The 13,838-nt window shown below is 69.4% G+C and carries 16 protein-coding genes and 1 pseudogene; 9 read left to right on the top strand and 8 right to left on the bottom strand.

Features of this window, described 5'->3' with window-relative positions:
* The 5 genes and pseudogenes from ACWCQM_RS26195 to ACWCQM_RS26175 form a co-directional block, all read left to right on the top strand.
* Positions 1-455: pseudogene (locus ACWCQM_RS26195) on the top strand (hypothetical protein); the annotation flags it as partial.
* Positions 452-643 (top strand): hypothetical protein, encoded by a 192-nt coding sequence (locus tag ACWCQM_RS26190; protein ID WP_319713834.1) that lies wholly within the window; start codon positions 452-454, stop codon positions 641-643. The pseudogene ACWCQM_RS26195 and the gene ACWCQM_RS26190, both read left to right, overlap by 4 nt.
* 86 nt (positions 644-729) lie before the next feature.
* Positions 730-942, top strand: coding sequence for a hypothetical protein (locus tag ACWCQM_RS26185; protein ID WP_450917570.1), 213 nt, complete (start codon positions 730-732; stop codon positions 940-942).
* 263 nt (positions 943-1,205) lie between these two features.
* Complete coding sequence (locus tag ACWCQM_RS26180; RefSeq protein WP_450917569.1) at positions 1,206-1,601, top strand: plasmid mobilization protein; 396 nt, start codon at positions 1,206-1,208, stop codon at positions 1,599-1,601.
* On the top strand, positions 1,598-3,334 hold the full coding sequence (locus ACWCQM_RS26175) for a relaxase/mobilization nuclease domain-containing protein (protein ID WP_450917568.1): 1,737 nt from the start codon (positions 1,598-1,600) through the stop codon (positions 3,332-3,334). The genes ACWCQM_RS26180 and ACWCQM_RS26175 overlap by 4 nt, the downstream gene beginning before the upstream one ends.
* A 26-nt stretch (positions 3,335-3,360) precedes the next feature.
* Here ACWCQM_RS26175 and ACWCQM_RS26170 read toward each other — a convergent pair whose 3' ends face one another.
* Positions 3,361-4,176: an SDR family oxidoreductase gene (locus ACWCQM_RS26170; RefSeq protein ID WP_450917567.1), complete on the bottom strand. Its 816-nt coding sequence runs from the start codon at positions 4,174-4,176 to the stop codon at positions 3,361-3,363.
* A gap of 186 nt (positions 4,177-4,362) precedes the next feature.
* Between ACWCQM_RS26170 and ACWCQM_RS26165 the strand changes: the two genes are divergently transcribed.
* Positions 4,363-4,806 (top strand): hypothetical protein, encoded by a 444-nt coding sequence (locus ACWCQM_RS26165; RefSeq protein ID WP_450917566.1) that lies wholly within the window; start codon positions 4,363-4,365, stop codon positions 4,804-4,806.
* Positions 4,807-4,885: 79 nt separating this feature from the next.
* Entirely contained in the window at positions 4,886-5,581 is a 696-nt protein-coding gene (locus tag ACWCQM_RS26160) for a hypothetical protein (RefSeq protein ID WP_450917565.1), read from the top strand.
* Positions 5,582-6,169: 588 nt separating this feature from the next.
* Here ACWCQM_RS26160 and ACWCQM_RS26155 read toward each other — a convergent pair.
* The 3 genes from ACWCQM_RS26155 to ACWCQM_RS26145 form a co-directional block, all read right to left on the bottom strand.
* Positions 6,170-6,976: a DUF317 domain-containing protein gene (locus ACWCQM_RS26155; RefSeq protein WP_450917660.1), complete on the bottom strand. Its 807-nt coding sequence runs from the start codon at positions 6,974-6,976 to the stop codon at positions 6,170-6,172.
* A gap of 26 nt (positions 6,977-7,002) precedes the next feature.
* The gene (locus ACWCQM_RS26150) at positions 7,003-7,293 is read right to left on the bottom strand and encodes a hypothetical protein (protein ID WP_450917564.1); all 291 of its coding nucleotides are present in this window, start codon (positions 7,291-7,293) and stop codon (positions 7,003-7,005) included.
* Between the two features lie 82 nt (positions 7,294-7,375).
* A complete protein-coding gene (locus ACWCQM_RS26145) occupies positions 7,376-7,750 on the bottom strand; it encodes a DUF317 domain-containing protein (RefSeq protein ID WP_450917563.1) in 375 nt (124 codons plus the stop codon).
* Between the two features lie 224 nt (positions 7,751-7,974).
* Here ACWCQM_RS26145 and ACWCQM_RS26140 point away from each other — a divergent pair, with 224 nt between their 5' ends.
* A complete protein-coding gene (locus ACWCQM_RS26140; protein ID WP_450917562.1) occupies positions 7,975-9,288 on the top strand; it encodes a hypothetical protein in 1,314 nt (437 codons plus the stop codon).
* Complete coding sequence (locus ACWCQM_RS26135; RefSeq protein WP_450917659.1) at positions 9,200-9,577, top strand: DUF6233 domain-containing protein; 378 nt, start codon at positions 9,200-9,202, stop codon at positions 9,575-9,577. Before ACWCQM_RS26140 ends, ACWCQM_RS26135 begins: the two co-directional genes overlap by 89 nt.
* Before the next feature lie 535 nt (positions 9,578-10,112).
* Here ACWCQM_RS26135 and ACWCQM_RS26130 read toward each other — a convergent pair.
* Genes ACWCQM_RS26130 through ACWCQM_RS26115 form a run of 4 tightly spaced genes read right to left on the bottom strand, consistent with a single transcriptional unit; the run spans position 10,113 to position 13,790 of the window.
* Positions 10,113-11,135: a SpaA isopeptide-forming pilin-related protein gene (locus ACWCQM_RS26130; RefSeq protein WP_450917561.1), complete on the bottom strand. Its 1,023-nt coding sequence runs from the start codon at positions 11,133-11,135 to the stop codon at positions 10,113-10,115.
* 34 nt (positions 11,136-11,169) lie between these two features.
* A complete protein-coding gene (locus tag ACWCQM_RS26125; RefSeq protein ID WP_450917560.1) occupies positions 11,170-11,658 on the bottom strand; it encodes a hypothetical protein in 489 nt (162 codons plus the stop codon).
* Positions 11,659-11,691: 33 nt separating this feature from the next.
* On the bottom strand, positions 11,692-12,564 hold the full coding sequence (locus ACWCQM_RS26120; protein WP_450917658.1) for a DUF317 domain-containing protein: 873 nt from the start codon (positions 12,562-12,564) through the stop codon (positions 11,692-11,694).
* Positions 12,561-13,790: an ATP-grasp domain-containing protein gene (locus tag ACWCQM_RS26115; RefSeq protein ID WP_450917559.1), complete on the bottom strand. Its 1,230-nt coding sequence runs from the start codon at positions 13,788-13,790 to the stop codon at positions 12,561-12,563. Before ACWCQM_RS26115 ends, ACWCQM_RS26120 begins: the two co-directional genes overlap by 4 nt.
* Positions 13,791-13,838 lie beyond the last annotated feature (48 nt).

Genomic DNA, 13,838 nt, shown 5'->3' with positions numbered 1-13,838 from the left:
GGGGACCGACCACCACCGACACGGGGACCGAACCCACCGGGGACCGGGGACCGACCACCACCGACACGGGGACCGAACCCACCGGGGACCGGGGACCGACCACCACCGACACGGGGACCGAACCCACCGGGGACCGGGGACAGACGGTCCCTCTCCGCCGGAAGCCGATCACTAAGTCTCGGACGAAGAACAAGGGGAAACGCGGCCGGTCCCGCACCCCGCAGAGCCAGCGCCCGCCACGAGAGCTGGAGCCGCCGGAGCACCAGCTCGTTCGGGACGTCCGTCCCCACGTGCCCGGCCTGCTCGCACGGGACGGCAACGGAGCGATCACTCGGGTTCAGTTGCGGGAAATCATCCGCCGCGAGGGCCTGACGGGCTGCCGGAACGACCGAATCACCCTCGTCCTCCAGGAACTGCGGAGCGAGGACGCCACGACGACAAGGGGCACCACATGAAGACCTGCCACCGGTTCAACACCGTCCGCGGGGAGTATGAGCGGGAGATCGGCTACATGCTCGCTCACTCCCAGCGATACGAGGGCAGGCCGGCGGCGAAGTCCAGTGCGAAGCAGGCGGCCTCGGCGAAACAGCGGATGGCCCGGGCGCTCAGCAGCCACGTCGGGCGCTGCCCCGAGTGCGGCTGAACTGGCAGAAGACCAGCTCATCGCCCCTATCAGTATCGGTGGCCCGGCTCCGTGCCGGGCCACCTCCCCGCTCTGGAAGACACGCCGTGATCCCTCGTTCGTCCAAGCCCACCGCCGCCGAGGCCAGCGCCTTGGCGGATGTCCTGGTCCACCGACGGCTCCTGCAGGCCGCAAGCCAGCGGCTCGTCCAGGACCGGTCCGAGGGGCCCGTCCGCGTCCTCTCGGGGCCGGCCGACGTCGTCGCGCAGGCCGCGACCATCCAGCATCGCAACCGCTCCACGAGGTCCGAATCCCGATGACGAACACGCCCCAGAACGGCACCACCCCGCAACCCGCTCCCGACTCCAACTCGGTCCCGGGGCGAGCAAGTTATCGCAAGAGCATTGCTCCCGTCGGGAGCAATGCTCTTGCGTCCCCCGCCCCTGGAGCGGCGGGAGCGGAACGGCACCGGGGGGCGCCGATCCGTGAGGATGCGACCGGGGGCGGTTCGCATCCTGGGAAGCAGGACCAACACAGCTGCCACAGGGCGCAGTGCACGCACACCGCCCCTTCGAAGCCGCATGTGCAGCAGCGTGAACGCCTGCGCGACGAGAACAAACGCATACGCCAGCCCAGCTGCCGTATGAACGAAGACGAGTACCAACTCCTCACCCGTGCAGCCGCCGTGTGCAACATGAGCGTCGCCAGTTTCCTCGCCCACGCCGCTCTCAAAGCCGCCGGTGACCTCGACCGTACGGCGGCGGAAATCGCCGCCCAACGAGAAGTCCACAACGAGCTTTTCGCTTTGCGCCGGCACCTCGGCCGCATCGGCAACAACGTCAACCAGGTGGCCAAGGCGACCAACTCTGGTGCCGACGTCCCGTACGCCGAGGCCGTACTCGGCGCCGTCCAGCGCGCTACCCAGCGCGTGGACGCCTTCATCCAGCACTACCTCGACACCGAAACCCGATCCGGATGATCCCGCGCGTCCACAAGCGAGGCTCGAACACGTTCGGCCTGCTCAGCTACCTCTACGGCAAAGGGACCCATGAGGAGCATGTCGACCCGCATCTCGTCGCGGCCTGGGACAGTTTCGCTCCCGATCCCGGTCGCGATCCGCAGGCCACGAAGCGGCATCTGCAGCAGCTCCTGGATCAGCCCGTCCAGGCGCTCGCGGAGTCGCGCCGCCCGGTGAAGCACGTCTGGCACCTTTCGGTGCGGGCCGCACCGGATGACCCGGTTCTCTCCGACGAGCGATGGGGCGAGATCGCGCGACGCATGGTCGCCGCGACCGGCATCGCTCCGGCCGTCGATGAGGCGGGATGCCGATGGGCGGCCGTGCGCCACGCCGACGACCACATCCACATCATCGCCACGCTCGTCCGCGAGGACGGCCGGCGCCCGCGCCTCAACAACGACGCCAAGCGGTCGCAGGCCGAAGCCCGCCTGGTCGAAGCCGAGTACGGGCTCAAGCAGCTCAGCACCGGGGATGGGACCGCAGCGCAGCGCCCGACCAGCGCCGAGCGCCACAAGGCCCAGCGACAGGGCCGCGAGCGCACCGCGCGCGAAGACCTGCGCGAGAGCGTACGTCGAGCAGTGACCGGCGCCCGAAGCGAAGAGGAGTTCTTCGACCGCCTCGCCGCAGCCGGCCTGCTGATCCGCAAGCGCGAGGCCCCGTCCGGCGACCTGCTCGGCTACAAGGTCGCCCTGCTCGACGACCTGAACAAGGACGGCGAGCCGGTGTTCTACCCCGGTGCGCGCCTGGCTCCCGACCTGTCCTTGCCTCGCATCCGCGAGCGGTGGTCCGGTGATGCGCAGGATGTCCCTGCGGCCCTGCGGGGGGAAGCGATTCGTACGGAGCCGGGCAGTCCGGCCTCCGCGCGCCGCGGAACGGCATCGGCCGTGTGGCAGGCAGTGCTCATCGTCGAACACGGCGAGGACGGGGTCGCCGCCGCCCACATCGCCGCGGTCGGCGAGGTCCTGGATGCCCTCGCCAAGACGTCTGCCGTTCACACCCGCCGCGAACTGCGCGAGGCAGCAACGGCTTTCGAGCGGGCCTCGCGCTCTCACGTTCGCGCTGTACGCGGGCACGATCGAGCCCTGCGGCAGGCTGCCCGCGACCTCGTCCAAGGCGGTCCGGCCCTCGGCCGGGGCGAGGACGGCGCCACCACGGCGATGGTGATCGACATGTTGTTCTTCCTCGTCACGGCCGCCGCCCACTGGCATGCGAGGAAGGGCCATGCCCAGCAAGCCGAAGCCGCTAGCCGGGCCGCCGAGCACCTGCGCAACGCCTACCGGCCTGCCGCCGCTCAGCCCCTCGGCGTGCTCTACCAGCGCGGCCGACGCCTGAGCCAGCCGGTACTCCAACGACAGACGGCGCTTCTGCGCGAAACGCTGCCGAGCCTGGCCGAGCAGATCCTCGCCGAGCCCGGTTGGTACGCCCTGGCCGCGACCATCGCGGAAGCCGACGCCGCCGGCCACGACCCAGCAGCGCTCCTGTCCGACGCCGTGGAGAGCCGAGAACTCGGCACTGCGGACTCGATCAGTGACGTCCTGGTGTGGCGACTGCGGCTCCGGGCAGATCTGCCGGTCGACGCTACCGCAATACCGAACCGCACGGCACACAATCCGGCGACCGTGCGCCCGCCGACGCCCCGAACGACCAGCTCTGGCCGCCGTTTCGGCGACGAGGCACCCGGCAACACACGATGAGCCCCCGCCACCGATGCGAGTGCGCCTCAGAGGAACTCGTGGACGCCGCGCACTCTCGTACGCAGCTTCGCCTGGGTGGCCCGGCTGTCGAGGCGGACGTCGAGCGCGCCGGAAAGCGAGGTGCCGGCGCGGAGCCCCTGCGGCAACCGGGAAGCATCGAGCCCGTCCCGCTGAGCGATCAGCACACCCAGGCCGTGACGACTCACGGCATCCTCACCCGCCAGGTGGTGTATGCCGCACGCGTCGGTGAAGGCCAGCTCCAGCAGGGCAGCGGCGAGGTCCCCGACATGCACAGGACAGCGGACGTCGTCGGTGAACAGGACACCGGTTCGGCAGCCGGTCGCGAGGTCGTGCACGAGGCGGACATGCTCGGACTGGATGCCGCCGATGATCAGAGAGGTACGGGCGATGACGGCATCCGGAGTCAGAAGCCGGATGCCAGTCTCCGCCGCGGCCTTCGCTGCCCCGTACGGGGTGACGGGATCGGGGAGACAGGACTCGTCGTAGTGGACTCGGGTGCCGGAGAACACGGCGTCGCTGCTCACGTGCACGAGGCGGCAGTCGTACTTCGCCGCCGTCATCGCGAGGCGGACGGAGCCTTCGGCCGTGACGGCCCAGTTGGCGCTGCCGCTGCTCGCGTTGATGACCACGCAGGGGGCGAGCGAGGCAACGACCTCTTCGACACGGCCGCCGTCCCTCAGATCCACTTCATGCCACGTCGCCTCCGGACCATCGCACGGCCTGGTCGCGAAGGTCGCGGCAACGCGATGGCCAGCGGCAGACGCCTGGAGGACCAACTCGGCACCCAGGAGCCCACTGCCTCCGACAATGAGGACCGTCATGGCATGCCACGGTAGACGACCTCCAGCTCGCTCGGAGTGCCTCGCCCACAGCGGCCCTGACCCAAGGATGCGAGGAAGCGCCATATGGCCTGCCGAAAGGCACTGTGAACTTTGTGAATTGAAACCGCCAGGGGCGTGAGGCACGATCATGAAGCGAGTTGGAAGAGGCAAGGGGAGGACGCCAGGGTGTTTCATCGAATACGCCGCAGGGCCAAGGGGCCGAGCGAGGAGCAGCGCCACTTCGCCGAGGTGTTTGCGCGGATGCAGAACCAGGTCCCGCCGGGCCTCGGGGCGCCACGCGCTACACCGGAGCCCACCGAGCCGGTCGCCGTCGTCGACGACTTCCTCCCGCCGGAGCTGCGCGTACCGAGCCACGACCAGGTCGGCGGCAAGATGATGCCGTGGAAGCAGCCTCTCGTCCTCGACGGTGAGATGGTGGCCTGCGCCGAGTGCGGGGCATACCGGGACTGGCTCATCCTCTCCACCCGCGGCCAGATCTGGCTGCGCTGCCGGGCAGGACACCAGCAGCAGGAGACCCGCCTCGACACCGCGTGGTACAACCGGCACTCTGGACCGGCGGACGCGACGCACGCCACGTTCGAGGACTGCCTGCGCCACCTCGGGCACTGACCACCACTCCTACGACCCCACCGGGCCTCCGGGCCCGCACTGACCACCCGTCGCCTAGCACCAAGGGGTCAGTTCCGTCATGCGCGTTCGCGTCGCCACCACCATCCTCGGCATCACCGCCGTCCTCCTCGCCGTACCGGCCTGCTCCACCGACACCGTCGGCACCACGTCCGACTCCGCGCCGTCCGCCCGTACCGGGGCGCAGGCCGACGCCGCCCAGCAGGCTGCCCTGCTGTCGTCAGCCGCGCTGGAGACGCGCCTGCTCAACGAGAGCGACCTGGGCAGGGGCTACCTGCGCAAGCCTGAACGCCCCTCCCAGCACGACGACGTCGCCGTCATCGGCTGCCCGGCCCTGAGCGAGCTGGGCGGCGACGCCGCGACCGGCGGCACCCTCAGCTTCCCGCGCAAGGCGAAGGCGGACTTCACCTACGGCGGCAGCTCCTCAGAGGTCTCCGAGGATCTGTACAGCGACAGCGCGGCCAAGCTGTCCAACGGCATCGGCCGGATCTTCGACGCCATGACCAGCTGCCCGACCTATCAGGTCCTCGCCGGCGGCACTCCCATCGACATGGCCTCGCAGGAGCTGCCCGCGCCCCGCGGGCTGGGCGACGAGCAGTGGAGCCAGCTGCTGACGTTCTCCACCGGAGACCGCAGCACCGTGGTCAAGCAGACCGCGATCCGCGTCGGCAGCCTGCTGCTGATCGTCTCCGGCTCCCCGGCCCTCGTCGACCGCCACCTCGGCAAGGCCCTCACCAAGGCCACAGCAGCCAGCTGACCGGCCCTGGCACGCACTGCTGCCCCCGAACCGGATTGCGCCGGCGGGGGCAGCCGTGCGTGTAGCGGATGCCCTGGGGCCGTCCGGCACGTTTCTAATGGGCCGCAACCCATGCTGCGAGTTGGGACGTGAACGACGCTGCGATTCCGTTCCCCGCCGTCGCGACGAAGGCCACGGCGATGGCCACCACCGCCCAGGGCGAGATGCGTTGAACGATGACGTGCACTCCGCCGCATCGGAGTTCGAGGGCAGGCCGTGGCTTCTCTTCGGTTCGAGGCATGTAGCTATTCAGCAGCACGGGAACGTGGCACCGCTACGCCATACCTTCGCCACTTCGCCCCACTTCAACGTCGCTCCGATTAACACAAGTTGGGCTGGATTGCTACGCCATAACGTGGCCACCTTGCCGTATTCAAGGCGCTGGTATTACCACGCCAGCGATCCACACCGCTACGCCGGGCAGACCCCACTTCACCCCACTTCCCCGGCCCAGGGCCCGCCATAGACCCGGATGGAACGCCAGAAGCCCGGCCCTCTCTCTGGGGAGGACCGGGCTTCTCACGTCGGGCTGCAGGGTGCCGTCGAACGCTAGGCCGGCGCGCGCAGCAGTCGCTCCCTGGTGGCCTCGGGCAGCACGCGCCGCAGGACCGGTGCGGTCGAGCTGAGGGAGGCGGCGAACACGGCGACGAGGTCGTGCGGGACGCTGGCGGAGAAGGAGGCCGCCCACAGGCAGGGAACACCGAGCGCGGGCTCGGCCCACGCCTGCCATCCGGCCGGTCCCACCTCGTCGGCCTCGGCGGTCAGGACGCGCGGATCGGCGTCCTGGATGAGGGGCGGCACCTCGCCGAGGCTGATATGCGAGGTGAACGTCGGGTCCGTCGCTCTTGCATGCAACTGATCGACATCGCGAAGCCAGCCGTGTGCCGCGACGGCGTCGAGGACCATCTCCGGCCCGGTGTACGGCACGGCGGGCTGATCGCAGGCGTCGAGGGCGACGAGGTAGTCGGCCACCGCCTCGCCGGGGACGTCGGTGGTGAAATAGGACGACCACGCCGCGAGCGGGCTGCTGGTGTCCGTGCGGGCGGAGATCTGCCAGGCGATCGGCAGGCCCCCCAGGTGGAACGGCTCGTCCGCCAGGCTCCACTGCGCCCAGCGCAGGGTGTCGGGGCTGATGTGCAGGACGGTGCTGCGTAGGACCTGGCGGTCCTCCGGTTCCTCGTCCAGTTCGTGGCGTCCGCGGACGATCGTCAGGCTCGTCCAGCCCAGGCCGGCGAGCGTGTCGGCAACACGGTCGTAGAGACGCCCGTCGTCACCGGCAAGATGCCGGGGACCGACCCAGAACGCGGGCTGACCGCCACGCGAGGTGGGCGAGTCGAGGGGGAAGTCGGGGTACAGGGCGCCTCCAAGGGCTCGGTGCGGGTCTAGTTGCCGCCGGCGCGGCGGCGAGGGCGGCGAGGGGGTGCCTGAACGGCGCCCTGCCACGTCAGTGCAACGGCGACTTCGGGCGGCAGATGGCCCAGCTGCGCCTGCGTGTCACTTCCCTCAGCGAGGTAGACAACGGTCCGGCCGGTCTCGTCCACCGACTGCACGACCTGGGCCAAGCGGTGGGCCATCGGAAAGAACGGGTTCATGGCCTGGCGGACCGGAGCATGCCGGTCGCAGCCGGACAGCAGGTCGATGAGATCAGCAACGGTCATCTCCGAGGACGTCACGGACAGCCTCCTGTGGGTGGGGGAGCGTTGAACGATGAAAGAGGGCGGGCGTTCGGCAGACGGCAGCCCGCCACGCGAGGGGTTACGTGTGTGCGTCTGACTGCCGTATGCGACGGGATGTCTCCAGCACGCGTGCCACGGCAGCGGCGACAATGTCGGCCGGCGTCTCGGTGTCGAACGACAGGCGGTAGCCGCGTACCTTGGCCGTGCCGGTGACGGCGATTGTCCATCCCTCGCCATCGGTACCGGGGCGACCGAGCGGGAACCAGCCGAGGTAGAACCGACCGTCCTTCGAGCTGACATGCACGTCCGCGCGATCATCGACGATCAGGTGGAAATCCTCTGCGGAGAACTGGTCCATGACCAGCGTGGGCTGTCCGGGACCGAGTTGCCATTCCTGCAGCCGCAGGGCTTCGACAGTCGTTGAAAAACCAGGGCTCACGGGAGCCACGGTCATGGGCATCACCTCTCTGACCTGGGGTTTCCTGCAAGGTCGTTTACCTTGACATGCCTTCGCCCATGTTGGCCAGTCTTTCCGAGGTCTTTCCTGTCTGCCCCCGGCGAACTGCTGCTGCGAAGCCATCTCGCATCGAACTCACGAAGCCATCCGAAGGGAATCGATTGGCCAGCCGGGGCCCTCTGGGTGCATGCTGGTCCGTTTCCCATCGTGAGGAGAAGTGCATGGAAATCCGGCCGCTTGAGGACTTGCGCACCGCGGACAATTTGTCGCTGGCGTTCAACCCCTATGGGCTCGGCGGCCGAATGAAACCGGAGGACGCTGCCGAGTTCCAGCAGCGTCAGATCGCCGACTGCGACCTGGCGGCGGGTGTGGCGACTGGAACACGCGACTCCTTCGAGCGGCTGCGTACCGTCTTCGCCTATGGCGTGCTGTGCCACGACATCTACACCATGGTCGGGGACCAGGCACTTCTCATCTACGAGCAGGCGTTGCGCGACCGCTTCATGGAATGGTGCGCCGGCACCATCACCTTCCGCGTCCCTCATGCCCTGGACGTCTCCCACACCGTCACGTCGTTCGAGGACGTCGAGAAGCGCGCCAAGGCGATGAAGCGCCGAGGAGCGAAGCTGGTCGTCGCCACCCACGCCATCGAGTTCAACGGAATGCTGTACGGGCTTCGCCTTTGGGCGCGTGCGGCGGGGTTGCTCCGCGGGCGGCGCAGCCGCGCAGTCGAGGACGCGCTGGCCAAACTGCGCAACTATGTTGCCCACCCTTCCGGCCACCACGTCGACACCCCCGTCGAGGCGGCTGGAACGGTGCGGGATCTGGCGGAGCTGATCAACCAGCTGTGGGGGCAGGCCACTCCCGGCGGACGTCTGTACCCGGCACCCCTGCGCCGGGAGATCGCCGTGCTGAGCTGGAACGGTTCTGGGCGGGCACGGATGGAGCCCGCCGACGCGCTCACCGCCACCGATCACGTAGACGAACACGAGGACGACGAGTACCAACACGTCGTAGTGCGAGCCGTCCCTTTCGTACCGGGCAGTCGCTGGGATGACGCTCACTGGGCGGAGTTCGACACCCTTTACGAGACCACGCGGTTCCCGACGGATTACCTGTGGGGGCCGGGCACCCGGGAGCAGGCTCGGACGTGGCTGGAGGAGGAGCGCCCCGAGGGGGACAGCGTCGACTTCATCGACCGAGTGTTCCTCGTCCAGGACCACGAACGCCTGCTCCCACCGATGCGGCCGGCTGTAGCGGCCGGACTGCCCGACAACGAACGCGCCGGGGCCTGGCATGCCGTGCGGGCCGACTTTCCCGACGACGCCTTCGCGCACGTCCGAGGCTCCGGAGATCGCAGCACCGGCCACACCCGCCGCCCGGGTGACTGTGCTGCCTGTTCTGCTGAAGTCCTTGGCTGCGGCTCCTACGACGAAGCCCTTCGCGCTGCGGCAGCCGCTCTCGGACCGATTCACGCGGTACGGCCGCCCTCCGTTCGGCTACCAGTGTCGGTCTTCTGGCCCGACCGGCCGTGAGCAGTGCAACGCGCGGAGGTGGGCGGTCCGCCCAACGTGGCGGGCCCGGCGCCTACCCGGGCCGCCACCCCAGCCGGCCCCCGGCTGGGTAGTCCGCCCCGAGCCCGGCCGCAGGGACAGGACAGTCGTTCATGACGCCCCGTGCCGCCACAACTGCGGGAGCGGAACAGAGCTGGGCGCCCAGGAAGCAGTGGACGCCCTGACGCGACAGGGCGCTCGAGCCTGCGCCGAATGTGACGCGGCGGCTGTACTGGTCTCGGCGCTCGAACTCGGCCAGGGACACGGATAGCAGAGCGACTACCGCTACCCTCTGCCTGCTATGGAGATCCCGGAGCCCAACGGGCAGCCGTACCTACATCCGGACCGAGGGGACCCGGAGCGGCCGGTCTGCGGAATCTGCCCGGCCACTCGATACCCGCGAGATCAGTTCGTCATCTACAACAGGCCGTCATGGGAGTGCCCCTTCAACCCGGCAAGCGGGAACCGCTACACCCACGACGAAGTTCCGGCCTGCGTGCACCCGGACAAGATCGGCCTGGAGCCCGACAGGATCGCCCCGCCCCCGAAGGCGCTGCCGGACGAAGTGGGGGTGCCGGTCCACCTCCTGATTTCGCGGGGTTCCTGGGTTGCTCGCCTCACACGGTGGCAACGCCGGTCATGATGCGTCGGCCCACGTAGTGCGCAGAGGGGGCACCGGGTGGCAGGGAAGGCTCGATCCCTGCCACAGCCTGACGAGGCATCTGCGAGTGTGCGGACGAGAGAGCCCCCGGCTTCCACAGTGTGGAAGCCGGGGGCTCTGTCGCGAAGGCATCGAGGGTGAGGAGTCAGCTCTCGTTGGAGTCGTCAGGGGACTCGTCCGCGCGACGGCGGCGGACCATGAAGAGGACGCCTCCGCCGAGGATGATCAGCGCCCCCGCGCCGCCGATCAGCCACGGCGTGGCATCAGCGCCGGTATGAGCGAGGGAGCCCGCTGGTGCCTTCGACGTGGAGTTGCCGACCGGGGTCGCGGTGGCAGGGGTGGAGGAGTCGGGATCCGGTGCGTCGGTGGCCGGCGCTGAGGGCGTGGTCTCGCCGGAACCGCTGCTCGGCGTACCCGGTGTGGACGGGTGCTGGGTGGGCTTGTGGGTCGGCTTGTCCGAGGGATCGGGCTTCGGGTCGGTCGCGGTCTTGGCGTTGGTGACGGTCACGGTGACCGGGGCGCCGGGGCCCGCGGTGAACGTCTTGGTCGGCTTGTAGAGGCCGTAGCCGGTGGGGGCTTTGATCTCCTTGACCCAGAACTGCGTCTTCCGGCTTGTTACCGGCAGGTCTCCGGAGGCCGTGCCCTTGGCTCCCGTGGTCAGGGTGAGCAGTGTCGAGTCGCCAGTGCCGATGTTCACGGTCGCTCCCGGCAGGAGTTTCCCGCTCTTGTCATCCTTTGCCTGCAGGAGAACCTTGGCCGCCTTGAAGGGGCCGGTGATCATCAGCCGGGTGGTCGCGCCCGGTGTGACGATGACGTCCTGGTCGGCAACGATCTCGTGGAGCGGACTGCCGGAAGCAGTCTCCTTCAACCGGTAGACACCCGGCGCGAGGTCGGTGAAGATCAGCTTCCCCTGCGCGTCGCTCTTCCCGCGTCCGGCTTCCTGACCGGCGGCGTCGAGCAGCAGAAACACAGCGCCCGGCAGCGCGTCCCCGGCTGCGTCCTTGGTGGTGATCTCGATGCTGCCCGCGTCCGGGGCCGGCGTCTCGGCGGGGGCGGCGGAGGCCATGGGGGTCGGTTCGGAGGGTTGGGCGCTCGCGGCGGGAGCCCAGGTGAGGGTGCCGGTCATCGCCACGGCGACGGCAGCGGTTCGGACAAAAGGTGCGTGCACGGGGGAAGAGGACTCCTTGAACATGGAGGGAAGGTCAGCGGATGTGGGCACCGTTGCGGGTGGGTGGCGGGGCAGCGGCCTTGAGCGTGGTACGCCCCGTCGTGCGTCTGGGTGCGGACGCGGTCCAGGCGCCTGGGAACCAAACGGCGGTGTATTTCTCGATGGCGTCACGCAGCCCGCTCGTGACCGCGCCGTCCCACGGCGGGCGGCCGGGGCGGTTGTAGGTGTCGAAAGTTCCGTATTGCTTGGTGTTCGGACGGGTGTTGGTGGCTTCGTCGCGGCGGTGGAACGTGCCGTGGTCCAGGAAGCTGAGCGTCACCGCGTCGATTTCGCCGCGGTCCGGGTGGACGACCGCCAAGCGCAGCCCGCCGTAGGTTTCCGCGTGGATGGTGCGGCTGAAGTCGATCCGCAGCCGCATCGGTGTGCCCGGGATGGGGACGGCGAAGTAGGTGTTGCCCACGACGGTGTGATCGTGAAAGGGAAGGCACAGCTCGGCGAAGAACTCGGGAGCCTGCAAGGACAAAGGGGGTTCTCCAGGTGGAGTGTTGGGCTGCCGTCAGCGACGGGGGCCGGGCAGGGCCGGTCGGCTGCTGGTGCTCCAGCGTGGGACGCTGGTCGCGGGGAGCGCGGCCGGGCGTCGGGATGAGACAGCCCGCTGCACGTCGAGCGGCGTGGGAGCCGGCGGGCCGGGCGGCAGGACCGGGGTGAGCTGCGCCATGCCCTCGACGTAGCTGCGGGTGTCCTGACGCCAGCGCAGCAGCGGAGCTGGATCGGCGATGCACTGAGTGACGGCGGAGAGCAGTGCGACGGGGGTGTCGGTGCTTGCTGTGGCGTACCAGGCGGGCCGGTCGATGGACGTGCCCGCCCACAGCTGCCAGCGGGCGTCGCGCGTGGTCAGTTCGGCTGCCGGGTCGAGGTGGCCGGTGGTGACCTCCATGCCAGCGTGTCCGTCCGGGGCTTGGACATCGAATACGCCCCGTTGTGGGCGGTCGATCTCCCAGCCCTGTTTCAGGAATGGGACGACGGCGAGGAAGGGATCGTGCTCGTCGTGGTCGGAGATCGGCCGGGCGAGGTAGGCGTCCGGTCCCTGCTCGTAAGCCGTGGCGAGGACGGTGGTGAATGCCCTGACGAACTCGGTGGGGGTGCTGTCGTTGAAGCAAACGCCCCAGGTCGGCGCCCCGAACGGGTCCTGGTAGGCGTTGATGCGCCAGAGGCCGTCGTCGTCGCCCTCGGGAATGTAGCCGAGGCGGATCTTGCGGTCGGGGGAGTTCAGGTAAGCGTTGCCGAGGTCGTCGTGATGCCGTTCCCAGCCGAGGTCGAGGAGTGGAGCGAGGGCTGGGTCGCCGAAGCCGGTGGTGCCGGCGAGGTAGCGCGGGGAGACGTAGACGTCTCCGTCGATGTCGTAGCGCGGATCGGGCTGGTGGCTCAGCGGTCCGCCCTCGTGGTGATGGTGATCTCGTCGGCGGTGGTGTCGAGGCGGTCGGTGACCTCGCCGGTGTTGCGGCCGGTGACGATGTAGAACCCGGCCCTCGCGGTGAAGAGGTCCCCGTCGGGCGGCAGGAGGAGCTGCTCGCCGATCTCGCGGATCCACTGCACCTGGTGCAGCCACGGGGTGTGGGCGGCGAACGGGGTGTTGATGTGCCGTGCGGCGAGGGTGCCGGAGGCGTCCGGGTAGAGCATGCGGATGCCTGCTGCCCCGCGTCGGGTCGGGGTGAGGTCCGGTGCCCGGCCGCAGGCGAGGTCGGCGGCGGCCCTGGGCAGATCGATGCCGGTGGCGAGGCGGACGAGGTGTCCGATCATGTCGCCGCCGATCCTCGCGTTGACCTCAATCAGCCGGGGCTGCCCGTCCACGAGGCGCAGCTCGACGTGCTGCACGCCGTCGGTGATTCCCAGGGCCCTGACTGCGGCAGCGGCGGCTGGGGCAACCTGGGTGAGGAGCGGGTCGGTGGCATCGACGGTGTGCCCGGTTTCGTCGAAGTACGGTGCTGGGCCGAGGTGTTTGCGGGTCACGGCGACTGCGGTGGTCTCGCCGCGGTGGGTGACGCACTCGACGGAGAACTCCGGTCCGTCGAGGTACTCCTCGACCAGGACGCCGGTGTCCTCGCGGCTGCGGCTCGCGCCCTCGGAGGCGAAGGCGAACGCGGCGGGGAGTTCTTCGGGGCGGTCGACGCGGATCACGCCGATGCTGCCGGCGAAGGCGGCGGGCTTGATGACGGCGGGGAACCCCAGCGTCATCGTCGCAAGGCCGGCCTCCAGCAGAGTTCGTGCCTTCATCGCGGCAGCCGACGGCACCCCGTGCTGGGCGAACAGGGAGCGGGCGGTTGCCTTGTTGCGGCAGGCCCGCATCACCTCGACGGAGTTCGAGGGCAGACCGAGCGCTCGGGCGATGCGGGCGGTGGGTACGAGGTTCCATTCATCCCAGGTGACCACGCCGGCGAGGTCGTGGCGAGCAGCCAGGGCCCGGCCGCCGGCGAGCAAGGCGGTGGGGTCGGTCAGGTCGACGACGGCGTGGTCGACGATGAACGGTGTCTCCCACGTCGGCTCGGTGCCGGTGAGCAGGACGACGTCGTACGCGGCGGCCACCTGCTCAAGGCAGTAGCCGCGATAGGTCTCATCACCCGGGGAAACCAGAAGTACGAGAGGGCGAGCGGACAAGGGTTCTCCGTATCGGTGGACGACAGGACGAGATGGGAAAGAGTTGTC

The organism is Streptomyces sp. NPDC002125, from assembly GCF_053593715.1.
This window is presented reverse-complemented; position numbering and strand designations above follow the sequence as displayed.

Coding starts and splice junctions, on each gene's coding strand:
- ACWCQM_RS26175 (WP_450917568.1), top strand. CDS start 1,598: ATGATCCCGCGCGTCCACAAGCGAGGCTCGAACACGTTCGGCCTGCTC.
- ACWCQM_RS26140 (WP_450917562.1), top strand. CDS start 7,975: ATGGAAATCCGGCCGCTTGAGGACTTGCGCACCGCGGACAATTTGTCG.
- ACWCQM_RS26170 (WP_450917567.1), bottom strand. CDS start 4,176: ATGACGGTCCTCATTGTCGGAGGCAGTGGGCTCCTGGGTGCCGAGTTG.
- ACWCQM_RS26190 (WP_319713834.1), top strand. CDS start 452: ATGAAGACCTGCCACCGGTTCAACACCGTCCGCGGGGAGTATGAGCGG.
- ACWCQM_RS26145 (WP_450917563.1), bottom strand. CDS start 7,750: ATGACCGTGGCTCCCGTGAGCCCTGGTTTTTCAACGACTGTCGAAGCC.
- ACWCQM_RS26160 (WP_450917565.1), top strand. CDS start 4,886: ATGCGCGTTCGCGTCGCCACCACCATCCTCGGCATCACCGCCGTCCTC.